The following is a 21,145-nucleotide window of genomic DNA, read 5'->3' on the forward strand; positions in this document are numbered from 1 at the left end:
GGACACGACGGGCAGACACATGGACCGGCAGGACGAGACCACTCGCGAAAGGCACCACATCATGACGCAGAAGCAGAGCATCCTCGGCCGGGTCGGCCAGCTCGCCCGGGCCAACGTCAACGCGCTCCTCGACCGCGCGGAGGACCCGCAGAAGATGCTGGACCAGCTCGTGCGGGACTACACGAACAACATCGCCGAGGCGGAGCAGGCCGTCGCCGTCACCATCGGGAACCTGCGCCTGGCCGAGCGCGACCACGACGAGGACGTCGCCGCCATCCGCGACTGGGGCGGCAAGGCCGTGGCCGCGTCCCGCAAGGCCGACGAGCTGCGCGCGGCGGGCAACACGGCCGAGGCCGACCGGTTTGACTCCCTCGCCAAGGTCGCGCTGCGCAAGCAGCTGGACGCCGAGACCGAGGTCCGGCAGGCCGTGCCCATGATCGCCGCGCAGCGCGACACCGTCGAGAAGCTCAAGGCCGGGCTCGTCATGATGAAGGACAAGCTCAGCCAGCTGAGGTCCCGGCGGGACACGCTCGTGGCGCGTGCCAAGGCCGCGCAGGCGCAGCAGACCGTGCAGGGCGCCATCTCGTCGATCGACGTCCTGGACCCGACCAGCGAGCTGTCCCGGTTCGAGGACGTCGTGCGGCGCGAGGAGGCGCTGGCCGTGGGGCAGGCGGAGGTGGCCGGGGTGTCGCTGGACACGCAGTTCGCGGAGCTGGAGGCGGGCGACGCGCAGATGGAGCTGGACGCGCGGCTGGCGGCGCTCAAGGCGGGGTCGGCACCCGCGATCGAGCGGCCGGCGGGGGCCTGACGCGCCCCCGGCGGGATCCCGCGAGGGGCGAAAACCAGATATCACCTGCGCCCGGCTCAAGGAAATTGTCCTGGGCGAGGTGACATGCGGTAGCGTTCCCGGCCGTGGTGCATTCCCTTCGAGCTGAAGACCCTCGCGACATCGGCGGATACCGGATCGAGGGCCGGCTCGGCACGGGCGGCATGGGGGTCGTGTACCTCGGCACCGCGCCGGACGGGCGGCAGGTGGCGGTCAAGGTCGTGCGTGCGGAGTTCCTGGACGACATGACGTTCCGGTCGCGCTTCCGCCGCGAGGTGGAGGCCGCCGCGATGGTGCGCGGGCGGCATCTCGCGCGTCTCGTCGCGGCGGCGCCCGACGCCGAGGACCCCTGGCTGGCCACCGAGTACGTGCCGGGGCCGACCCTGGTGCAGGCGGTCCAGCAGCGCGGGCCGCTGCCGGACCACGAGGTCCGTGAGCTTGTCACCGGGCTGGTGGAGGCGTTGCGCGCGATCCACGCGGCCGGGCTGGTGCACCGGGACCTGAAGCCCGCGAACGTGATCCTGGGACCGTCCGGGCCCACCGTGATCGACCTGGGCGTGGCGCACGTCAGTGACGCGACCGCGATGACCGGCACGGGGCTGCAGCTCGGCACGCCGATGTTCATGGCGCCGGAGCAGGCGGTGGGCGAGGCGGTCACGCCCGCGGTCGACGTGTGGGGTCTCGGTGCGGTCACCTGTTTCGCCGCGACCGGCACGGGCCCGTTCGGTACGGGCCAGCCGACCGCGCTCCTGTACCGGGTGGTGCACGACGAGCCGCAGCTGGACGACTGCCCGCCGGGCCTGCGCGGCCTGATCGCGGCCTGCCTGGCGAAGGACCCGGCGGGGCGGCCGGGCCTGGACCAGCTGGCCGACGCGATCACCCGGCAGTCCGGGCTCGATCTGCCCTTCGCGACGGCGCCCGCGCTCCCGGACGCGGGCGCGGACGAGGCGACGTCGATCCGGACGCTGGAGGTGCCGGGACCGGCGGCCCCGGTCCCGTCGGGCAACCCGGCGGCGCGCCGCGGGGTCCTGCTCGGCGTGAGCATCGTGGCGGGCCTGCTGCTGGCGGGCGGGATCGGGACGGCGGTCGTCGCGAGCCTGGCGAACACCGGGGATCCCGGCACTGACGTGGTCGCCGGGCCCGCCTCGCAGAGCCCGTCGGACGCCGCGCGAGGCGCCGGCAAGGCAGAACGTCCCGGCAAGCCGTCCGGTTCGCCGTCGGCCGGGCCGACGACGAAACCCGACGGCGGTCCCGGCGATTCCCCCTCGAACGGGCCCGGGACCCAGGCCCCGCCGTCGTCACCGACCCCGGCGTCGAACCAGACCCGGCCCGCGACGAACGACGGCGGCTCGACGAAGAAGCCTGCGGCCACCCAGCCCTCGGCGACGGCGTCGGCCGGGACGACCACCGCACCGGCGGAACCCACGGGCCCGAAGTCCTGGACCAAGGGCTCCCTCGGCATCGAGGTGGTGGGCGGCGGCTCCCCCGCCGCGGGCAAGACCCTCCACATCACCTCGGCGGGCTGGTCCCCGGCCCTGGTCACCGAGAACACGAACTGCAGCTGGCGCTGGACGGACCGCACCCTCCGCAGCGGCACGTCGTCCTCCTGCAGCTACACCCTGACCAGCGCCGACGCCGGCCACCAGCTCGTGCTCTACATCACCGCCCACCAGGACGGCTACCACGACGCCACGGGCAGCGCGACGTCACCGGTCGTGCAGTAGAAGGTTCCGAGAACTACGGGTCACTCCCGCCAGGGATCGAGCGTCCTGACGCCGAGCGGTGCGAAGTGCTTCGTGTTCCGAGACACCACGGTCATCCCGTTCGCCTCGGCGACAGCAGCGATCATGGAGTCATCCAGCGGCGCCTGCTCCGGGACTAGCGACCGTGGATGCGGGCGGCATGCAGATCGAACGGCAGGATCCGATCACGGAAGCCACGCAGTACCGCCTGATGCAGCCACACGTCGAGCGCTGCGGCGGCAGCTGCGTCTTTCGGCCGCTTCCGGCGGATCCCCTGCTCGATCTCGGAGATCGACATCGCGGTGGTGTACTGGTCCGCCGCAGGAACCGATCGCACCCACCGCTCGACGGCCCGACGACGCCCGGGAACGCGCACCGCTGAGATCACGTTGGTGTCCAGCACGTACATCAGAACTCGATCTCCCTCTGGCGGATGCCGAGACGCTCTGGTTCGAAGTCGATGTGAGCGGTCTCCGGCATGGCGAGGTAATCAAGCATGGTCGGCTCCGGACGCGCGGCGGCGTCCTCGAGGATGATCCGGGCTTCGGCTTCGAGCGATCGGTGATTGCGCTCAGCGCGCTCACCCCGCCTCGGCACCGGCACGCGGTCCAGGTCCGCCGCCACCGTCGTACACCGTGCGCGCCTCCCGCTCGAACTCCGCCGGACCCGACCCGTCCGACGTCTCGTACCGCTGCGAGAAATGCGTCAGCACCAGATGCCGCACCCCGCACTCCGCCGCCACCCGCGCCGCCTGCAACGCCGTCAGATGCCCGTGCGCCGCCGCGAGACCCGCATCTCGGTCCAGGTACGTCGACTCGATGACCAGCAGATCCACGCCATCGGCCAGCTCCCCCACCGCGTCACACCTCCGCGTGTCCATCACGAACGCGAACGACTGCCCTCGCTGCGGCACGGTCACCTCCTCGAGCCGCACCACCGAACCGTCCGCCCGCGTCAGCGACCCCGCCGCCCGCAGCCGCCCCACCTCAGGCCCGGCCACCCCCGCCCGAGCCAGCAGCCCCGGATCGAACCGCACCCCGTCCGGCTCGTCCAGCCGGTACCCGAACGCCTCGACCGTATGGTCGAGCCGCCGAGCCGTCAGCACGATGCCCGACGACACGATGCCCGACGCCGCCGCACCCGCCACCCCGGACCCCGCGTCCACCCGCGGCACCACACCGTCCTCCGCCAGCGGCTGCAGCACGAGGCGCTCGCGATGATGGAACACCGTGGCGTCGCACAGGTTCCGCACCCACTGCTCCCCCGACGCCGGGAAGGACACGGGCACGCTGCGCGCCGCACGCCCGGCGGGCGTATCAAGACTGATCCGCTGCACGACGCCGGCCAGCCCGAGACTGTGGTCCCCGTGCAGGTGCGTAAGCGCGATCCGCGTGATGTCCGACGCCGCCACGCCGGCATGGATCATCTGCCGCTGGGTCCCGTCGCCGGGGTCGAAGAGGATCGCCTCGCTGTCCCAGTACAGGAGGTACCCGTTGTGGTTCCGGGTCCTGGTGGGCACCTGGCTCGAGGTCCCGAGAACAACCAGCTCACGCCTTGACACGGCGCCATCCTCGCATCCGCCGCTCACGCGGGGCAGCCTGATTTCCTGGCTCACCATGTGCTCGATGCGGCGCTAGTTGCACTCCGCTTCCCGCAGCAATCCCTGAAATTCCAGGGCTCATCACATGAGCAACACCCGCTCTACGAAAGCGGGTGTCAGTCTTGTGGGCCTAGTAGTAGTGGTAGTATTTCACTACTCCTGCTACTCCGGCAGGATCATCACGACCACGAGCCGGGAAGATTCGCTCGGCGCTTCTCCCGGACGCATCACGAGAGGAACCCCCGTGCGCGACAAGGAACGCGTCACCGAAGCCATCGAGGCGCTCGTCGCCGAGGGGATCTCCCCCACGGTCACCTCGGTGCGCGAACGCGCCGGCTGCTCGAACGCCAACGCGACGCGTTACCTGCGTGAATGGCGCGAGGAGCAGGCCGCCCGCCAGGCCGGGGAAGCCGACGCGGACACCCCGCCCGAGCCCGTGACCCGGATCGCCCGGCGCGGCATGACGGTGATCTGGACCGAGGCCCTGCGCGTCGCCGGGGAACGCCACGAGGCCGAGCTCGGCCGGGCCCGCGACGAGGTCGCCCGCACCGCCGGCGAGGCCGACGAGCTGGCCCGCACCCTCGACGCCCTGTCGGCCGACCTCACCGCGGCCCGCGCGGAACAGGACGCTCTCCGCCGGCAGGCCGCGGAACTGCAGGAGGCACTGGCCGCGGCCGAGCGGGACCGCACCGCGGCCCAGGCCGACCGGGCCCGCGCGGACGGCGAGATCGCCGCGGCCCGCCGCGCGGCCGAGGAGCTGCGCGACGAGCTCGCCCGGTCGCGGACGGCCGCGTCCGCCGTCGAACAGGCACGGCGCGACGCGGAACGGGCGCGCGCGACCGCGGACCGGGACCGTGCGGCGGCCACGGCCGCCCACCAGCAGGCCGAGGCCACCGTCCAGGCCCTCCGGGAAGCCCTCGCCCAGGCGCGCGACGACGTCCGTGACGCCCGCGCCGAGACCACCGAGGCGCGCAAGGACGCCCGCGCCACCCGCGAGGAACTCGCCTCAGCGCGCGACCAGGCGCGCCAGGAGCTCGCGGAAGCCCGCGAGCAGGCGCCCCAGGTCGCCGCCGCGGCCCGGGCCGGGACCGCCGCCGAGCGCGAGGCGCGCACCGCGGCGGAGGCCGCCCGGACCGTCGCCGAAAGCGAGCTCGCCGCCCAGGCCGCCGTCGTCGCCCGCCTGGAGGGCGAGCTCGCCGCCCTGCGGCCGGCTCTCCGGGCGCTCACCCCCGCGACGCCGGCCCCCGAGCCGGGCCCCGCGCCTCATCCGGGCGCGTGACGTCCCGGCGCGTGACAGGGGATCAGCCCTCCCCGCTGCCCAGCTCCCCGGCGTGCTCCCGCACCTTGACCACGAGTTCTTCCATGGTGGTCGAGTGCGGGATCCGCTCGTCGACGACGCCGTCGGTCACGTGCAGCTCGGCCGCCGACCCGGACTCGTTCCACCACACGCCCGGCCCGACGACGTCGTACGTGCTGTCCCCGGTGCGGGCCAGGACCAGCACGTAGGTGCGCCCGGCCTGCAGGATCTCGGGCAGGCCCGCGGCGGGCGGCTGGGCGGCGGTGCCGATCTGGCTGACCAGGATGTTGCCCGATTCGGCGGTACCGAGGATCGTCTCCTTGACGCTGACCGGGGTGCGGGTCCAGGGGATCGTGTCGACCACGGTCTCCTCGGTCGCGGGGTCGGGGACGGCGCGGACGACGAGGTCGGCGTCGGCGATCATCTCCTGCAGGGTCGCGTAGGACTTGGGTGACGGGGTGCTGCCGGCGTTCGCGGTACTGGTGCAGGCTGCCAGAGCCGCGGCCAGGGCGGCAACGGCAAGCAGCGCGACGGGTCGCCGTCGACGTGTGGTGCGCATGCTGTTGTTCCGTTTCTCTGGGTCACTTCCGCAGGATTCCGGGGGGCGGAAGTACCGTGAACCGTGCTCCGTGGTAGCGCATCCACGCAAGCGCGGGGGCGGGTGAAATTACCCTGGGAACACCAAATCACCCTGCGCGCTCGTCCACGTTCAGGGTGATTTAGCAGGTCTTTTCAGGACTGTTCGCCCAGCAGGTCGAGGAAGTCCGGCGTCGCGCCGAACGGGTCGGCCGGGCCGGTGTGCCGGCGGGCGGCGACCCGGGCGGCCAGCTCCCGCCCGGCCCGGTCGATCCGCCCGGGCAGCGAGCCGGCGTCCCGCCCGGCGGCGCTCCCGTCGTCCGGTCCGGCGCCGCCGCGCGCCCAGTCGTCGGTGGCGGCGAAGACGGCGGTGGGAACGACGTCGGCGCGCAGGTACGTGAACAGCGGCCGCATCGAGTAGTCGAGCGCGAGGGAGTGCCGCGGCGTGCCGCCGGTCGCGCCGAGCAGCACCGGCATCCCGGTCAGGGCGTCCTTGTCGAGCACGTCGAGGAACGACTTGAACAGCCCCGAGTACGTCGTGGTGAACAGCGGGCTGACGGCGATGATCCCGTCGGCCCGGGTGAGCCGCCCGATCGCGCGTTCCAGCTCGCCGGTCGCGAAACCGGTGAGCATGGCGTCCATGATCGCGTGCGCGTGCTCGCGCAGCTCGATCACGTCGATGATCACGCCGTCCGGCTCACCCGGCGGCCCGTCCGGCCGCCCGCCGCGTTCCAGCTCCCGGGCGGTGGCCGCGGCGAGCCGGTCGGCCAGCAGGCGGGTCGACGAGGGCCGGCTGAGCCCGGCCGAGACGACGGCGAGGGTGCGGGGGGTGGTCATCGTACGGTCACCTCGTCCTCCTGTGCTGCTTCCGCCTGCGCCGTCTCCTCCCGCGAGGCGTCGCGCGCCGCGTCCGCGGCGGCGGCGCGTGCGAGCGCGACCCGCTCGGCGTGGGTGGGCGGGTTCTCGGGCACGTCCGCGGGCCGCCGGGCGGCGGCGATCCTGCGCAGTTCGGGCACGATCTCGCCGGCGAGGAGGTCGATCTGCTCGAGCACCGTCTTCAGGGGCAGCCCGGCGTGGTCGGTGAGGAACAGCTGCCGCTGGTAGTAGCCGACGTCGTCGATGAAGGCGCCGTACCGGTCGATGACCTCCTGCGGGGAGCCGACGGTCAGCGGCGTGTCCCGCGTGAAGTCCTCCATCGACGGGCCGTGCCCGTACACGGGCGCGACGTCGAAGTAGGGGCGGAACTCGCGCCGGGCGTCCTGGGCGTTCTTCCGGACGAACACCTGACCGCCGAGGCCCACGATCGCCTGGTCGGCCCTGCCGTGCCCGTGGTGCTCGTACCGCTGCCGGTAGAAGCGGACCATCTGCCGGGTGTGGCTCATGGGCCAGAAGATGTTGTTGTGCAGGAACCCGTCGCCGTAGTAGGCGGCCTGCTCGGCGATCTCCGGGGAGCGGATGGAGCCGTGCCACACGAACGGCGGCACGCCGTCCAGGGGGCGGGGCGTGGAGGTGAAGCCCTGCAGCGGGGTGCGGAACTTGCCCTCCCAGTCCACGACGTCCTCGGTCCACAGGCGCCGCACGAGCGCGTAGTTCTCGATCGCCAGCGGGATGCCCTGGCGGATGTCCTGCCCGAACCACGGGTACACGGGGCCCGTGTTGCCGCGCCCCAGCATGAGGTCCATGCGGCCGTCCGAGACGACCTGGAGCATCGCGTACTCCTCGGCGATGCGGACCGGGTCGTTCGTGGTGATCAGGGTGGTGGCGGTGGACAGGGTGATGTTCCGGGTGACCCCGGCCAGGTAGCCCAGCATCGTGGTGGGCGAGGAGGCCACGAACGGCGGGTTGTGGTGCTCCCCCGTGGCGAAGACGTCGAGGCCCGCCTCGTCGGCGTGCCGCGCGATGGTGAGCATGGCGCGCACCCGCTCGGTGTCGTCCGGGGTGCGGCCCGCGACGGGGTCGCGGGTGACGTCGCTGACGCTGAAGATCCCGAATTGCACGGTGCGACTTCCTCTCGCTCGGATCATGGATGCATTTGCATGTACACCGCGGAACGCCCGCGGCCGCCCGCGCATTCCCGCGGGGTTCGGGTGAGGTTGCGCACAACTACCCCCAGTTTGCCGGGATCCGGCTTGCGGGTGCCCGGCCTACGGCTAGCCTTGACGAACCACCGCTTCGTTTCCGCCGGGCAAAACCTGGAACACGCCAGCATGTCCGTGCGTTGAAACTTCGGACCATCTCACGGTGGGCCCGAAGCACCCAGATTCCGTCACACCAGCTGACATCAGCTGACACCCAGTTTCCCTGAGACCTTGGAGGACGACATGGCTGACCGCTCCCTGCGCGGCATGAGCATCGGCTCGAAGAGCATGGAGTCCGACGAGGGCGTGGATTTCGCCCCGCGGTTCCAGGCGTACTACGACTGCCCCAACGGGCACACGATCATCCTTCCGTTCGCGACCGATGCCGAGGTGCCGGCCCTGTGGGAGTGCCGGTGCGGTGCCGAGGCGCTGCTGCGGGACGCGGAGCGTCCCGAGGTGAAGCCGGGTAAGCCGCAGCGTACCCACTGGGACATGCTGCTGGAGCGCCGCACGGTCAAGGAGCTGGAGGAGCTGCTGGACGAGCGTCTGGAGCTCCTGCGCGCGGGCAAGCTGCGCCGCTCCGCCTGACGGCGCCCCGCTTGACGAGCAAGCCCTGACGAGGTCCCGCCGGTCTCCCGGCGGGACCTTTGCCATGTCCGGACGGTCATGTCCGGACGGTCACGTCCAGCAGGTCATGTCGCAGCGTCATGTCCGACGACGGCGCCCGCGCACCCGCGACACGACGCCGGCCGCGATCCCGGCCGCGACCAGCAGCCCGGCGCCGCCCGCGGCGATCCACCCGGGCCAGGGTCCGGCCAGGACGGCGGGCGTGAGGGTGGTGCGCAGCGGGAGCCGGGCGGCGAAGGTGTCGTGGGTGAACAGTTCGGTGGCGGCCACGAGCGTCCCGTCGGGCGCGACGACGCCGGACACCCCGACGGTGGACACCTGTACGGCGGCCCTGCCGGTGGTCATGGCCTGCATGCGGGTCATGGCCAGCTGCTGCGTGGACTCGCTGGTCCACCCGAAGGGCGCGTTGTTGGTCGGGACCACCAGGACCTGCGCGCCGCGCCCCACGGCGTCGCGCACGATGTCGTCGTAGGCGACCTCGAAGCAGATGACGGTCGCGACGGGGACGGTCGCGCCGGGGCCCCCGGACGCCTCGGCGGGCACCTCCATGACGGCGGGCTCGCCCCCGGGCAGCATGTCGGTGGTGACCCGGTCGACCTGGTCGGACAGCAGCCGGACGACGGGCCGCCAGGGGATGTACTCGCCGAACGGCGCGGGCCGCTGCTTCGCGTACCGCTGGGTGACACCCTGCCCGGCCTCCCACAGCAGCGCCGTGTTGTACCGCCCGCCGGTCTCGGGGTACTCCTGCGACCCGACCAGGATCGGCGCGCCGGCCGCCTCGGCGGCCGCGTCGAGCGCGGCGGCCTCGCCGGGGTCGGTGCGCGGGTCGATGCCCGAGGAGTCCTCCGGCCACAGCACGATGTCGAGCTGCCCCGCGAGGTCCCCGGCGAGCTCGTGCGTGCCGGTGATGTGGTTCCCGAACAGCTCGGGCCGGAACCCGAACACGCCCTCGCCCGGGTCGTCGACGTTGCCCTGCACCGCCCCGGCCACCAGGACGCCGTCCTCGGCGGTGCCCTGCCCGGCGTCGTGCACCGGCACGCCGTCGCCGGACGTGACGGTTCCGGCGTCCGGGTCGGCGGGCAGGGGAAGGGCCGCAGGTCCGACGACGACGGCCGCCGCGATCGCGACCGCGGCCGCCGCACGGCCCGCGGACCTACGGGTCAGCGGCCTCACGGACAGCGCCCGGACGGCTCCGGCCAGGCCCAGCCCGGCCAGGCACACCCCGAACGTCACCAGCACCGACGACCCCAGCCATGCGGCCCGCCCCAGCGGCACGTCGACCATGCTCCAGGCGAGCCTCGCCCAGGGGAACCCGCCGAACGGCACCTGCGCCCGCAGCTCCTCCACGCCGGTGAACAGCCACGCGAACGCGACCGCCGCCCACCAGCCGGCCCCGGACGGTACCCGGCCTCCCCGCAGCAGCACGGTGATCCCGCGCCGCACCCACGTCCACGCCGCCCCGAACAGGGCCAGGAACGACGCCTCCAGCACGCTCAGCGCGATCCACGGCGCCTCCTCGGTGGCGAGGTTCGCCCACCACAGGTGCGGCAGGAAGAACACGCACCCGAACACCAGCCCGGCCAGCGCGTTCCAGCCCGCGTGATCGGGGCGCAGCGCCCACCACAGCAGCGCGACGGCCACCAACGCACCCGGCCACCATCCCAGGGGCGGGAAGGCGGCCCCCAGCGCCAGCCCCCCGAGAGCGGCGAGCAACAGGGACGACAACCTCGGGGCGACCTTCACGTGCACCCGAGAACTGTAAGTCATCGCCCTGTCGCGTCACCCCAGCTGGTCGTGGATCACCACGCCGTCGCGCATCGTGTGGAGGCACTCCGGCTCCGGCGCGCCCTCGGACAGGTCCGGCAGCAGCGGCTGCCCGGCGCGCGCCTCCCGGCTCCACGACGACAGCCGGCTCAGCCGCTCCGACCCCGTCTGCACCGTCAGGTCCCCGGCCCGCCACACCGCCAGATGCGCGGGCGCGCCCACCCGCAGCTCCCCCGCGCCCGTGTGGTCCAGCCCGGCGACCCGCCAGCCGCCGCGCGTGTGGGCGCGGAACGCCGCCCGCGCCGACATGCGCTGGTCCGGGTCCTCGTGCGCGGTCGCGGCCCGCACCCCCGCCCACGGCGCCACGGGCGTGACCGGCGTGTCCGACCCGAACGCGAGCGGCACCCCCGCCCCCACCAGGTCCGCGAACGGCTGCAGCGCGGCCGCCCGCACCGGCCCCAGCCTGCTCGCGTACATGCCGGTCGTGCCGCCCCAGGCGGCGTCGAACGCGGGCTGCACCGACAGGGACACGCCGTGCAGCAGCAGCGACGACAACGCGGCGGCGTCCACGAACAGCGCGTGCTCGAGCCGGTGCCGCCCGGCCCGCAGGCTCCCCGCCCCGCCGATCCGCGCCGCGAGGGCGAGCCCTGCCAGCACCTCGTCCATCGCCCGGTCCCCGATGACGTGGAACCCGCCCTGCAGGCCCACCCCGGCCACCGCGATCAGATGGTTCGCGATCTCCTCGGCCGACAGGTACAGGTTCCCGTACCAGGCCGTCCCGTCGGGCCCCGCGACCAGGTCGGTGTAGGGCGCGCGCAGCGCGGCCGTGCGTGACCCGATCGACCCGTCCACCGTCAGGTCGCCCGCGATGCCCGTCAGGAACGGCAGCAGCGCGGCCAGCTCCGCGGCGTCGTCGGCCGTCTCGCACAGCTCCGCCCGGTACGCGACCACGTGCGGCAGCCCGTCCGCGGGATCCGCGGCCTGCGCCATGATCCCGGCCAGGCCCTCGTGCGTGTCCAGGTGCGGGCCCGACATCTCGTGCACCGACACCACGCCGCGCGCCGCCCACGACTCGAGCGCCGCGCGCTGCGTGCGCGCCCGCCGCTCGGGCGACATCCGCCGGGACGCGTCCCGGACCGCGTGGTGGGCGTCGGCGGTCAGGATGCCGTCCGGGGCGTCCCCGCCGGGGAGCCGGTCGACGCCGGCGCTCGCGGCGAGCTTGGTGGACACGACCGCGGAGTGCCCGTCGACGCGGCCGGCGTAGACGGGGCGGCCGCCGGCGACGTCGTCGAGCTCGGTGCGGGTCAGGGGGCGTCGTTCGGGCCAGGTCTGTTCGTCCCAGCCGAACGCGAGGAGGGTTTCGGTGCCGAGCGGGTCGGCGGCGTCGAGCCGGCGGGCGCCCGCGGCCAGCGCGGCGAGGGCTTCGGCGGCGGAGCGGACGCCGGCTCCGGCGGACAGGTCGACGGCGGCGAGGGCCAGGCCGGTCTCCAGGACGTGGACGTGGGAGTCCACGAAGCCGGGGGTGACGAGGGCGCCGTCGAGGTCGATGACACGGTCGGCGCGGGCGGCGAGCCCGTCGGCGGTGTCGTCGGCGCCGAGCCAGGCGACCACGCCGTCGTCCACGAGGATCGCTTCGGCGAACGGGTCCGCGGCGGAGTGCACGCTGCCGCCTCGGTACAGGATCGAGGTCACGGCCTGAACTTTATTGTATTTTCCCCGTTCACAGGCTGGAGTAGGCGACGACGCCGCGCAGCACGGCCCCGTGGGCGCGGTGGGCGGTGCGGCGGAGTTTCTCGGACGGCGCGGCTCCGGCGAGCTGGTCCAGGACGTCCAGGACCTGCTTGCACCAGCGCACGAAGTCCCCGGCGGCCAGGTCGGAGCCCTTCAGGACGGCGTCGAGGCCCTTGCCGGACGCCCAGCGGTGCACGGGGGCGACGATGCCGAGGTCGAGCCGGGCGGTGGCCTCGATGCCGTGCGCCTCCTCGAGGTCGTCGACCTCGGACCAGACGCGCTGGGTGGCGTCCAGGGCGCGGGCGAGGGCCCCGTGGGCGCCGCCGGGGATGAACGGGTCGCCGGCGTCGTCGCGCCGGCCCTGGTAGACGACGGCGGACACGACGGCGGCGAGGGCCGCGGGGTCGAGGTCGTCCCAGGCGCCGCGGCGGAGGCATTCGGCGAGCAGCAGGTCGTTCTCGGCGTAGAGGCGGCGCAGCCAGCGGCCGTGGCTGGTGACGCGCAGCCCGGCGGCGTGGTCGGGCGTCTCGGCTGCTTCTGCGACGTACCCGAGTTCGGCGAGCACGTCGAGGGTGCGGTCGAAGGTGCGGGCGATGCCGCCGGTGCGGCCCTCGACGCGGCGCACGAGCTGGTCGTGCTCGGCGGACAGCGTGTGCCAGCGTTCGGCCCAGCGGGCGTGGTCCTCGCGGTCGGGGCAGTCGTGGCAGGGGTGGGCGCGCAGGGCGGCGCGCAGGCGGGAGAGCTCGGCGTCGGAGGCGGCGTCGCCGCCGCTGGTCCGGGCGGCGCGGGCGGCTTTTCCGGGGCGGCCGGCGTGCTCGTCGATCTCGGCGACGGCGTTGCGCATGCGCTGGGCGAGGTCGTGGCGCACGTCGGCCTTGCGGGTGTTGGTGCCCTTGCCGAGCTTGATGCGGGTGACGGTGGTGACGCCGCCGGGCACGTCGGCGAGGGTGAGGCGCTTGACCTGTTTCTCCTGGGTCAGGACGGTGGGGCGGGGTCCGTCGAACCCGCCGGGTTCGCCGGCGTCGAGCACCAGGACGTAGCCGCGGCGGCGTCCGGTGGGCAGCTGGATGATGTCGCCGCGGGTCAGGCTCTCGAGTTCGGCGACGACCTCGGCGCGCCGGGCGCTGGTGGCGGCGCGGGACAGGTCCTTCTCGCGGGCGGTGATGTCGGCGCGCAGCCGCATGTAGCCGGCGAAGTCGCCGCGGTCGCAGGTCATGGCCTGGGCGTAGCCGTCGAGGGCCTCGGCGTGGGCGCGGGCCTGTTTCGCGAGGCCGACGACGCCGCGGTCGGCCTGGAACTGGGCGAAGCTGGTCTCCAGGACCTCCCGGGCGCGGTCGCGGCCGACCTGGGCGACGAGGTTGACGGCCATGTTGTAGGTGGGCCGGAAGCTGGACCGCAGGGGGTAGAGGCGGCGGGAGGCGAGGCCGGCCAGGGCGTGGGGGTCGAGGCCGTGGTGGTCGACGACGATCGCGTGCCCTTCGACGTCGATGCCGCGCCGGCCGGCCCGTCCGGTGAGCTGGGTGAACTCGCCGGGGGTGATGGGCTGGTGGCCGGTGCCGTCCCATTTGACGAGTTTCTCGAGCACGACGCTGCGGGCGGGCATGTTGATGCCGAGCGCGAGGGTCTCGGTGGCGAACACGACCTTGACGAGCCCGGCGGCGAACAGTTCCTCGACGGTCTCCTTGAACACGGGCAGCAGCCCGGCGTGGTGGGCGGCGACGCCGCGCTGCAGGGCCTGGGACCAGGACCAGAACCCGAGCACGTCGAGGTCCTCGGGCGGGATGGCGGCGGTGCGGCGTTCCACGACGGCGCGGATCCTGGCCTCCTCGGCGGCGGTGGTCAGCCGCAGCCCGGCGCGCAGGCACTGGTCCACGGCGCCGGCGCAGCCGGCGCGGGAGAACACGAACCAGATCGCGGGCAGCATCTTGTCGGCGTTGAGCGCCTCGACCACGGCGTACCGGGGCGGGGTGCGCCGCTGGACGCCGGCGCCGGAGCCGCCCGCGGGCGCGACGGCGTCGTCGCCGATCTTGCGGCCCCCGCGGCCGCGGTAGCCGCGGTCGCCCCGCCCGCGGTACCCGCGCTTCCTGCCGCGCCCGGGGCCGTGGTCCCCGGGCCGGCTGCCGCGGAACGCGGCGGCGAGGTCGGGGTTGATGGGCGGGTTCTTCCCGGGGTCGTACGGGTCGACGTGCCCGGCGTACAGGTCGAGCATGCGGGGCCGCCCGCGGGGCTCCGGGGAGGACAGCTCGACGTGCTGCCACAGCGGCACGGGCCGCCGTTCGGAGACGACCACGGCGGTGTCGCCGCGCACCATCTCCAGCCAGTCGCCGAACTCCTCCGCGTTGGACACGGTCGCGGACAGGGACACCAGCTGCACGTCGTCGGGCAGGTGGATGATCACCTCTTCCCACACGGGCCCGCGGAACCGGTCGGCGAGGTAGTGCACCTCGTCCATGACGACGTAGGCGAGCCCGTCCAGGGCCGCCGAGCCGGCGTACAGCATGTTGCGCAGCACCTCGGTGGTCATCACGACCACGGGCGCGTCCCCGTTGACGGTGGAGTCGCCGGTCAGCAGGCCGACGTTCGCGGCGCCGTGCCGCGCGGCGAGGTCGGAGTACTTCTGGTTGGACAGCGCCTTGATCGGCGTCGTGTAGAACGCCTTGCGGCCCCCGGCCAGCGCCAGGTGCACCGCGAACTCGCCCACCACGGTCTTGCCCGCGCCGGTGGGCGCGGCCACCAGCACGCCGCGCCCGGCCTCGAGGGCCCGGCAGGCCTCGATCTGGAACTCGTCGAGGCTGAACCCGAGCTCCTCACGGAAGACGTCGAGCTCCGGGATGGTGGTGGCAGGCGGGCGACGCCGCGAGGCGGCATACCGCTCGGCGGGACTCATGACGCACAGACTACGTGGACAGTCCGACAGGCCGGAGGACATATCCGGCCCGCCGGCCCTCAGACCTCGTCGAGCCCCAGCTTCCTCGCCTGCCGCCGGTCGTGCAGGTACGCGAACCCGAGCGCCACGAAGTACAGCAGGCAGATCGGCAGCGCCACCAGGATCATCGTCCACGGGTCCGGCGTCGGCGTCATGATCGCCGCGAACGTGAACGCGATCAGCACCGCCCACCGCCAGCCCTTCGCCATCGCCGCGGCGGGCAGGATCCCGGCCAGGTTCAGCCCGGTCAGCACCACCGGGGACAGGAACGCCAGCCCGAACGCGATCAGCAGCCGCATCACCAGCGACAGGTACTCCTGCGCGTTGGTGAACCCGGTCGCCTCCGCCGGCAGGAACCCGGACAGGATCTGGATCGCGTGCGGGAACACCAGCCACGCCATGTACGCCCCGCCCAGGAACAGCGGCAGCGCGGCGGCCACGAACAGGTACGCGTACCTGCGTTCCTTGCTGGTCAGCCCGGGCGTCACGAACGCCCACAGCTGGAACAGCCACCACGGCGCCGTCAGGAACACCGCCAGGAACAGCGACGACTTGATCTTCAGGTCCAGGGCCGCCATCGGCCCCGCGAAGTTCAGCGTCATCTCGTTCCCGCGCAGCTTCTCCGCCTCGATCAGCGGCTGCTGCAGCGCCTGCAGCAGCGGGTCGTACAGCAGCCAGCCCGCCACCGCGCCGACCACCAGGCCCACCGCCATCAGGATGATCCGCTTGCGCAGCTCCTTGAGGTGGTCGATCAGCGGCATGCGGCCGTCGGCCGCCCGCGTCGCGGCCACCCGTCAGGCCTTGGGGGTGTCGTTGCCCTTCGGGGCCCCGCCGGGCGTGTAGGGCTCGGCGATCGTGCTGCCGCCGCGCTCACCCGCCCCGGTACCGCCCGCGGCATCCCCCGTGGCGCCCTCGGTCTTGTTCTTGTCGTCGTCCCGCAGCTCGGAGATCTCCTTCTTGAAGATCTTCATCGACTGCCCGACGCTCTTGGCCAGCCCCGGCAGCCGGGTGGACCCGAACAGCAGCAGGATGATGGCGATCAGGACGATCCAGTGCCACGGCTGAAGCGCGCCCATGGTGACTCCTCGGAAGTAAAAGTGCTGACTCCCCCGATCCTACGCACCCCCGGGCACGCACCGGAAACGCGATCAGACCCGGTCATCACCGAAACCACGCCCGTTCACCGGATCGTTGAACCGCCGCCACCTCTCCCACGTGACCCGGTGGCGCTCGCGGCGCGCGGCCGCGCGGTCCCGGCCCGCCTCGCGCAGCGCGCCGAGGCGCGCGTAGTGGGTGGTCAGGTCGTCGGCGAACATGCTCGGCAGGTGCGCGTCGTCGTCGTCCTCGCCGCCGCTGTCCGACGACGACGCGGGGTTGAGTGCCTGGTCCAGGCGGATCAGGCCCGGGGCGTGGGCCTCCTCGGCGCGCTCCAGCTCGGCCATGAGCTCCTTGACCAGGCGCCACAGCCACGACCCGAGCAGCAGCGCACCCACGAGGGCGGCCGCCACGAGGACCGACCAGAGCGTGACCCAGAACCATCCCGGCATGTGCGCACCCTATGCGGTCACGAGGGATCCGGCAGCGTCGCCCGGCGGCGGTTCGCGCGCGCCCGCCTGACCAGCGGCCGCGCGATCAGGAACAGCACGGCCGCGACGGCCGCCCAGGGCAGCAGCGCGCCGAGCACCAGCACGAGCACGTTGAACGTGCCGACCAGCCCGTCCCAGCCGGCGGCCAGCCCGCCGAGGAACCCCTCCGGCCGCGCCTCGGCCACCGGCGCCTGCCCGGCCCGGATCGACAGGTTCAGCGTGGACATCGCGACCTGGTCGGACAGCAGCTCGCGCTCGCCGGTCAGGGAGTCGAGCGTGGCCTGCCGGTCGGACAGCTCGCGTTCGATCTCGATGAGGTCCGCGGTCCGGTCCGCGTCCGCCAGCAGCTCGGTCAGCCGCCGCGTGGACGTCTCCAGCGCCGCGATCCGCGCGTCCAGGTCACGGGCCTGCCCGGTGACGTCCACGGTCTGGATGCTCCGCTCGGTGACCTCCCCCAGCCGCGCGAACGCGTCCAGCGTCGCGGTGACCTCCCCGGCGGGGATCCGCAGGGTCAGCCACGCCGACCCGGGCTCCTCCCCCGACGCGGCCGTCTCGTCCCGCGACTCGACCCGCCCGCCCGCCTTCTCGGTGAGCTCCGCGACCTCCTCGGCCGCCGCGAACGGGTCGTCCACCACGAGGGTGGCCTCCCCGGTGGTGACCAGCTCCCGGTCGATGTCCTGCTCCTGACCGCTCACGTCGACGCCGACCTCGCCGCCGTCCTCATCGGCGGCCCGGCCGCCGGCCGCGTCCGCGGCACCCTCCTCGAAGGCGGCCTCGGGCGCGGCCACGCCCTCGGGCGCGGCACCGCTCCCGTCCGCGGCATCGGCGCCGCAGCCCGCGAGCGTCACCGCCAGCAGCCCTGCACACAATGCCGCCACAGCCCGGTCGACCCTGCGATTACGTGGTGTCCTCATACCGGGATTCTGTGGGCACCCCCGCCGCTCATGCGCGGTACCGGCGAACCGTGACAGGTTCGTGACCGGCAACGTCACCCCGTCAGCCGCGCCCGGCCGCACCGCCCGCCGTCAGGCCCGCGTCCTCGTACGCGGTGAGGGCCTCGCGGGCGCTCGCGGCGATCTGCGCGGCGAGTTCGGGGGGATCCACGGACCGGACCTGCGCGGAGATCTCCAGCAGGGTGCGGCGCAGCCAGTCGGGGTTCGTGACCCGGAGCGTCACCTCGAAGTCTCCGCCGGCGAGGTTGGTGACGGACTCGACGGGCACGTCCTCGGCGAACCAGCGGGCGCCGGACGCGAGCACGAGCGTCGCCAGCGGCGCGTCCGCGGCGGACACGCCGGACAGGTCGACGTCCCCGAGGCCGGGATGGTCGCCGACGGGTTCCTCCAGGAGGGTCGCGGCCAGGATCCGGTCGACGCGGAACGTGCGGGGCCCGCCCGCGCGGTGGCACCAGGAGGCGAGGTAGGAGTGATCGCCGGTGGTGTGCAGCCGGAGGGGGTCGATCTCGCGTTCCCCGGCGACGTCGGCCCCGGACACGTACCGGATGCGCACGCGTCGTCGTGCGCGCAGGGCCGCGGTGAGGGTGGCGACGACCTGCGGGTCGCCGCCGCGCGCGAGCCGCACGTCGAGCGCGTCGGCGGCCTCGCCGGTGGCGTCGGTGAGCTTGCGCAGCGCGGACTCGACGAGCTCGGACCGGGCCGGGTCGGTGGCCACGGCGTCGAGCTCCCGCATGGCCCGCAGCGCGGCGACCAGCGCGACCGCCTCGCTGGTGCCGAGCCGCAGCGGCCGGGTCATGCCGCGGGACTCGGTGAGGCGCACGACGCCGGACTCGATGGAGTCCGCGTCGAAGTCGATGAGGTCGTCGGGCCAGTAGCCGGGCGTGCCGGACACCCACAGCGCGTCGACGTCGGCGTGGATCTGCGCGGGGCTCACGCCGAACCGGGCGGCGAGCTCGGTCACGGGCACCGGCCCGGCCCCGTCGAGGTAGGCGACCAGCCCGAGCAGCCGGACGAGGCGGTCGTCGGCACGTTCAGCCACGGGACTCCTCCGAACCACTCTGCCTGCCCACCCGCGCCCCGCCCGGCGTGCCCACCCGCGCGGACTCGCGCAGCCGCCGCACGACGTCGTCGCGCAGTTCGGGGGGATCCAGCACCAGCACGGCCGCGCCGTACCCGGCCAGGTGCGCGCCCATACCGTAGACGCTGCGGAACGGCACCTCGACGAGATCGCGGGGATCGCCGTCGTCCGGGAACCGCGGCGGCGCGCCCCCGGAACCCCCGGCCGCCGGATCGTCCGGCACCTCGACCTGCTTGCCGCGCGCCCGCAGCTCCGCGGCGCGCTCGGGACGGATCGCGAGCAGCGCCGTCCGCGTCGGCGCCTCGTGACCCGTGCGCCCCAGCATCCGGTCGGTGTCCAGCCCGGGCGGCACGTCGAACGCGCCCGCCGGGCCGGTGAGCCGCACCCGTCCCTCGATCCGCGACAGCCGGAACACGCGCGGCGCATCCCGTTCGACGTCATGACTCAGCAGGTACCAGCCGCCGCCCCGGGCCGCGATCCGCCACGGCAGCACCTTGCGGGCGCGTACCTGCCCGTCCGACGCCGCCCGGTACCGGAACGACACCGCACGCCGCTGCGAGATCGCCTCCAGCAGGGGCCCGTACGCGTCCCCCGCGGCCCGCACCCGCGGCGTCAGGCCCGCCAGCGGGTCCCCCGCGCCGGCCGGCGCACCCGCGGCGCGCAGCTTGACCAGCGCCCGCGCCATCTGGGTCCGCAACGTCTGGTCCGCCCAGAACTGCGCCGCCAGGGACAGCACCCCCAGCTCCGCCGGCGTCAGGTCGATCTGCCCCAGCGCGTACGCGTCCTGGTCGATCCGGTACCCCACCTCGTCGGTGTGGCCACCCAGCCCCACCGTCGACAACGGCACCCCCAGCGCCCGCAGCGTGTCCTTGTCCCGCTCGAACAGCCGCGCGAACGCCTCGTCGCTCGGCGCGTCCGCGTACCCCACCACCACCCGCCGCACCTGATCACGCGTCATCGCCACATCGGTGTTCACCAGGGCGATCACCAGATTCAGCATGCGCTCGGCAGAATGACGCGAGGACGTCGGGAAAGTCTCGGAAGGAGTCACGGTACTCACGGGTGCGGCAGTCGGAACGGGCATCGGCACAACGGTAGCCTCGGAAACGTGATCACGTGGCGCATCGGCACCGTCCTGTCCACAGGCAAGCAGTGGCGCGGCGCCACCGAACTGACCGTCTCCCTCGACCGCCCCCTGCCGGGAGACCCGCAGGACGCTACCACCACGGCCGGGACCACCGAGGTCCGCGCCCTCGCCTACACCCAGCTCACCGGCGACCCGCAACCCGGCGACGCACTCCTCCTGAACGTCTCCGCCCTCGCCCGCGGCCTCGGCACCGGCGGCTACGCCCTCGTCGTCGGCCCCGCCACCCGACCCGGCGAGACCCTCGCCGACCTCCCCCCGGACCCCGCCGCCACCCCCGGCCACCTCGTCAAAGCCCGCTACACCCCCCTGCAGGCCATGGTGCTCGGCGCCGACGAACAAGAATCCCCCCACCACCAGATCCTCGCCGGCGCCGACACCCTCGACGGCCTCCCCGTCGTCGTCGCCGACCTGCACTCCGCCCTGCCCGCCGTCATCGCCGGCGCCCGCCACGCCGCCACCCGCACCGGCCGCCCCGCCCCCCGCATCGCCTACGTCATGACCGACGGCGGCGCCCTGCCCGCCGCCTTCTCCCGCACCGTGGCCGCCCTGCGCGAATCCGGCTGGCTGCACACCTGCATCACCACCGGCCAGACCTACGGCGGCGACCTGGAAACCGTCACCGTCCACACCGGCCTCCTCACAGCCCGCCACGTCACCGACGCCGACCTCGCCGTCGTCGTCCAAGGACCAGGCAACCTCGGCACCGGCACCCGCTGGGGCTACTCCGGCGTCGCCGCAGGCGAGGCCCTCAACGCCACCGCCACCCTCGGCGGCCGCCCCATCGCCTCCCTGCGCGTGTCCGGCGCCGACCCCCGCGCCCGCCACCGCGGCATCTCCCACCACTCCCTCACCGCCTACGGCCGCGTCGCCCTCGCCCCCGCCGACATCCCCGTCCCCGCCCCCACCCCCGCCGTCGAAACCCGCCCCGGCTGGGGCGCCGACCTCACCGCACGCCTGCACGCCCAGGCCACCACCCTCGGCCGCCCGGCGCACACGACACACACCCTGTCCGACGACGCCGACGGCGCTCGCGGCACCGGCCGCCACCGCCTCGTCGACGTCCCCGCCGACGAGGCCCTCCTCGCCACCCTGCGCACCTCCCCCGCGGCCCTGCGCACGATGGGCCGCGGCCTCGACGAGGACCCCGCCTCGTTCCTGAGCGCCGCCGTCGCCGGCGTGCACGCCCAGGGGCTCCTGGCCTGAGGCGCCCCGCC

The 21,145-nt window shown here is 73.9% G+C and carries 20 protein-coding genes; 5 read left to right on the forward strand and 15 right to left on the reverse strand.

All coding sequences use genetic code 11. The features are described 5' to 3' along the window. The first annotated feature begins 61 nt into the window (after positions 1 to 61). Both ABD208_RS05855 and ABD208_RS05860 read left to right on the forward strand, forming a co-directional pair. Positions 62 to 808, forward strand: coding sequence for a PspA/IM30 family protein (locus tag ABD208_RS05855; protein ID WP_344100494.1), 747 nt, complete (start codon positions 62 to 64; stop codon positions 806 to 808). Positions 809 to 912: 104 nt separating this feature from the next. Further along, entirely contained in the window at positions 913 to 2,550 is a 1,638-nt protein-coding gene (locus ABD208_RS05860; RefSeq protein ID WP_344100495.1) for a protein kinase domain-containing protein, read from the forward strand. Positions 2,551 to 2,704: 154 nt separating this feature from the next. Here the strand turns inward: ABD208_RS05860 and ABD208_RS05865 are convergent, their stop codons facing one another. Genes ABD208_RS05865 through ABD208_RS05875 form a run of 3 tightly spaced genes read right to left on the reverse strand, consistent with a single transcriptional unit; the run spans position 2,705 to position 4,129 of the window. Beyond that, on the reverse strand, positions 2,705 to 2,977 hold the full coding sequence (locus ABD208_RS05865) for a PIN domain-containing protein (RefSeq protein ID WP_344100497.1): 273 nt from the start codon (positions 2,975 to 2,977) through the stop codon (positions 2,705 to 2,707). Next, positions 2,977 to 3,192, reverse strand: a complete 216-nt coding sequence (locus ABD208_RS05870) for a FitA-like ribbon-helix-helix domain-containing protein (RefSeq protein ID WP_344100499.1) — start codon at positions 3,190 to 3,192, stop codon at positions 2,977 to 2,979. Before ABD208_RS05870 ends, ABD208_RS05865 begins: the two co-directional genes overlap by 1 nt. Further along, positions 3,149 to 4,129, reverse strand: a complete 981-nt coding sequence (locus ABD208_RS05875) for an MBL fold metallo-hydrolase (protein ID WP_344100502.1) — start codon at positions 4,127 to 4,129, stop codon at positions 3,149 to 3,151. The genes ABD208_RS05870 and ABD208_RS05875 overlap by 44 nt, the downstream gene beginning before the upstream one ends. Before the next feature lie 283 nt (positions 4,130 to 4,412). On the opposite strand from ABD208_RS05875, the gene ABD208_RS05880 reads away from it, so the two are divergent. Then, on the forward strand, positions 4,413 to 5,447 hold the full coding sequence (locus ABD208_RS05880; protein WP_344100504.1) for a DNA-binding protein: 1,035 nt from the start codon (positions 4,413 to 4,415) through the stop codon (positions 5,445 to 5,447). Positions 5,448 to 5,469: 22 nt separating this feature from the next. Here ABD208_RS05880 and ABD208_RS05885 read toward each other — a convergent pair whose 3' ends face one another. The 3 genes from ABD208_RS05885 to ABD208_RS05895 form a co-directional block, all read right to left on the reverse strand. Continuing rightward, positions 5,470 to 6,024 (reverse strand): hypothetical protein, encoded by a 555-nt coding sequence (locus ABD208_RS05885; RefSeq protein ID WP_344100506.1) that lies wholly within the window; start codon positions 6,022 to 6,024, stop codon positions 5,470 to 5,472. Positions 6,025 to 6,197: 173 nt separating this feature from the next. Then, positions 6,198 to 6,878, reverse strand: coding sequence for an FMN reductase (locus ABD208_RS05890; RefSeq protein ID WP_344100508.1), 681 nt, complete (start codon positions 6,876 to 6,878; stop codon positions 6,198 to 6,200). Next, positions 6,875 to 8,038, reverse strand: a complete 1,164-nt coding sequence (locus ABD208_RS05895) for an LLM class flavin-dependent oxidoreductase (RefSeq protein WP_344100510.1) — start codon at positions 8,036 to 8,038, stop codon at positions 6,875 to 6,877. The genes ABD208_RS05890 and ABD208_RS05895 overlap by 4 nt, the downstream gene beginning before the upstream one ends. Positions 8,039 to 8,362: 324 nt before the next feature. Here ABD208_RS05895 and ABD208_RS05900 point away from each other — a divergent pair, with 324 nt between their 5' ends. Next, a complete protein-coding gene (locus tag ABD208_RS05900) occupies positions 8,363 to 8,707 on the forward strand; it encodes an RNA polymerase-binding protein RbpA (protein WP_344100512.1) in 345 nt (114 codons plus the stop codon). A gap of 117 nt (positions 8,708 to 8,824) precedes the next feature. Here ABD208_RS05900 and lnt read toward each other — a convergent pair whose 3' ends face one another. The 9 genes from lnt to ABD208_RS05945 all read right to left on the reverse strand — a co-directional run bounded on the left by lnt (position 8,825) and on the right by ABD208_RS05945 (position 19,784). Beyond that, the gene (gene lnt / locus ABD208_RS05905; RefSeq protein WP_344100515.1) at positions 8,825 to 10,495 is read right to left on the reverse strand and encodes an apolipoprotein N-acyltransferase; all 1,671 of its coding nucleotides are present in this window, start codon (positions 10,493 to 10,495) and stop codon (positions 8,825 to 8,827) included. A gap of 30 nt (positions 10,496 to 10,525) precedes the next feature. Continuing rightward, positions 10,526 to 12,202, reverse strand: a complete 1,677-nt coding sequence (locus ABD208_RS05910) for an amidohydrolase (protein ID WP_344100517.1) — start codon at positions 12,200 to 12,202, stop codon at positions 10,526 to 10,528. 28 nt (positions 12,203 to 12,230) lie between these two features. Further along, positions 12,231 to 15,128: a DEAD/DEAH box helicase gene (locus ABD208_RS05915; protein WP_344100519.1), complete on the reverse strand. Its 2,898-nt coding sequence runs from the start codon at positions 15,126 to 15,128 to the stop codon at positions 12,231 to 12,233. A gap of 59 nt (positions 15,129 to 15,187) precedes the next feature. Next, the gene (gene tatC / locus ABD208_RS05920) at positions 15,188 to 15,958 is read right to left on the reverse strand and encodes a twin-arginine translocase subunit TatC (protein ID WP_344100521.1); all 771 of its coding nucleotides are present in this window, start codon (positions 15,956 to 15,958) and stop codon (positions 15,188 to 15,190) included. A 3-nt stretch (positions 15,959 to 15,961) separates the two neighbouring features. Further along, complete coding sequence (gene tatA, locus ABD208_RS05925) at positions 15,962 to 16,243, reverse strand: Sec-independent protein translocase subunit TatA (RefSeq protein WP_344100523.1); 282 nt, start codon at positions 16,241 to 16,243, stop codon at positions 15,962 to 15,964. Positions 16,244 to 16,315: 72 nt separating this feature from the next. Then, positions 16,316 to 16,714, reverse strand: coding sequence for a hypothetical protein (locus ABD208_RS05930; RefSeq protein ID WP_344100526.1), 399 nt, complete (start codon positions 16,712 to 16,714; stop codon positions 16,316 to 16,318). 17 nt (positions 16,715 to 16,731) lie between these two features. Further along, positions 16,732 to 17,667: a DUF4349 domain-containing protein gene (locus ABD208_RS05935; RefSeq protein ID WP_344100528.1), complete on the reverse strand. Its 936-nt coding sequence runs from the start codon at positions 17,665 to 17,667 to the stop codon at positions 16,732 to 16,734. Between the two features lie 82 nt (positions 17,668 to 17,749). Further along, positions 17,750 to 18,745 carry a helix-turn-helix transcriptional regulator gene (locus tag ABD208_RS05940; RefSeq protein ID WP_344100530.1) on the reverse strand — a complete coding sequence of 332 codons (996 nt, stop codon included), beginning with the start codon at positions 18,743 to 18,745 and terminating at the stop codon, positions 17,750 to 17,752. Then, the gene (locus ABD208_RS05945) at positions 18,738 to 19,784 is read right to left on the reverse strand and encodes a helix-turn-helix transcriptional regulator (RefSeq protein ID WP_344100532.1); all 1,047 of its coding nucleotides are present in this window, start codon (positions 19,782 to 19,784) and stop codon (positions 18,738 to 18,740) included. Before ABD208_RS05945 ends, ABD208_RS05940 begins: the two co-directional genes overlap by 8 nt. A gap of 108 nt (positions 19,785 to 19,892) precedes the next feature. Between ABD208_RS05945 and ABD208_RS05950 the strand changes: the two genes are divergently transcribed. Beyond that, positions 19,893 to 21,134: a DUF3866 family protein gene (locus ABD208_RS05950; RefSeq protein ID WP_344100534.1), complete on the forward strand. Its 1,242-nt coding sequence runs from the start codon at positions 19,893 to 19,895 to the stop codon at positions 21,132 to 21,134. Positions 21,135 to 21,145 lie beyond the last annotated feature (11 nt).

Origin of the sequence: Myceligenerans crystallogenes, assembly GCF_039529775.1 — a bacterium.
Taxonomy (GTDB): Bacteria; Actinomycetota; Actinomycetes; order Actinomycetales; family Cellulomonadaceae; genus Myceligenerans; species Myceligenerans crystallogenes.

Coding starts and splice junctions, on each gene's coding strand:
- ABD208_RS05945 (WP_344100532.1), bottom strand. CDS start 19,784: ATGCTGAATCTGGTGATCGCCCTGGTGAACACCGATGTGGCGATGACG.
- ABD208_RS05855 (WP_344100494.1), top strand. CDS start 62: ATGACGCAGAAGCAGAGCATCCTCGGCCGGGTCGGCCAGCTCGCCCGG.
- ABD208_RS05935 (WP_344100528.1), bottom strand. CDS start 17,667: ATGAGGACACCACGTAATCGCAGGGTCGACCGGGCTGTGGCGGCATTG.
- ABD208_RS05900 (WP_344100512.1), top strand. CDS start 8,363: ATGGCTGACCGCTCCCTGCGCGGCATGAGCATCGGCTCGAAGAGCATG.
- ABD208_RS05885 (WP_344100506.1), bottom strand. CDS start 6,024: ATGCGCACCACACGTCGACGGCGACCCGTCGCGCTGCTTGCCGTTGCC.
- ABD208_RS05865 (WP_344100497.1), bottom strand. CDS start 2,977: ATGTACGTGCTGGACACCAACGTGATCTCAGCGGTGCGCGTTCCCGGG.
- tatA (WP_344100523.1), bottom strand. CDS start 16,243: ATGGGCGCGCTTCAGCCGTGGCACTGGATCGTCCTGATCGCCATCATC.
- ABD208_RS05915 (WP_344100519.1), bottom strand. CDS start 15,128: ATGAGTCCCGCCGAGCGGTATGCCGCCTCGCGGCGTCGCCCGCCTGCC.
- ABD208_RS05930 (WP_344100526.1), bottom strand. CDS start 16,714: ATGCCGGGATGGTTCTGGGTCACGCTCTGGTCGGTCCTCGTGGCGGCC.
- ABD208_RS05890 (WP_344100508.1), bottom strand. CDS start 6,878: ATGACCACCCCCCGCACCCTCGCCGTCGTCTCGGCCGGGCTCAGCCGG.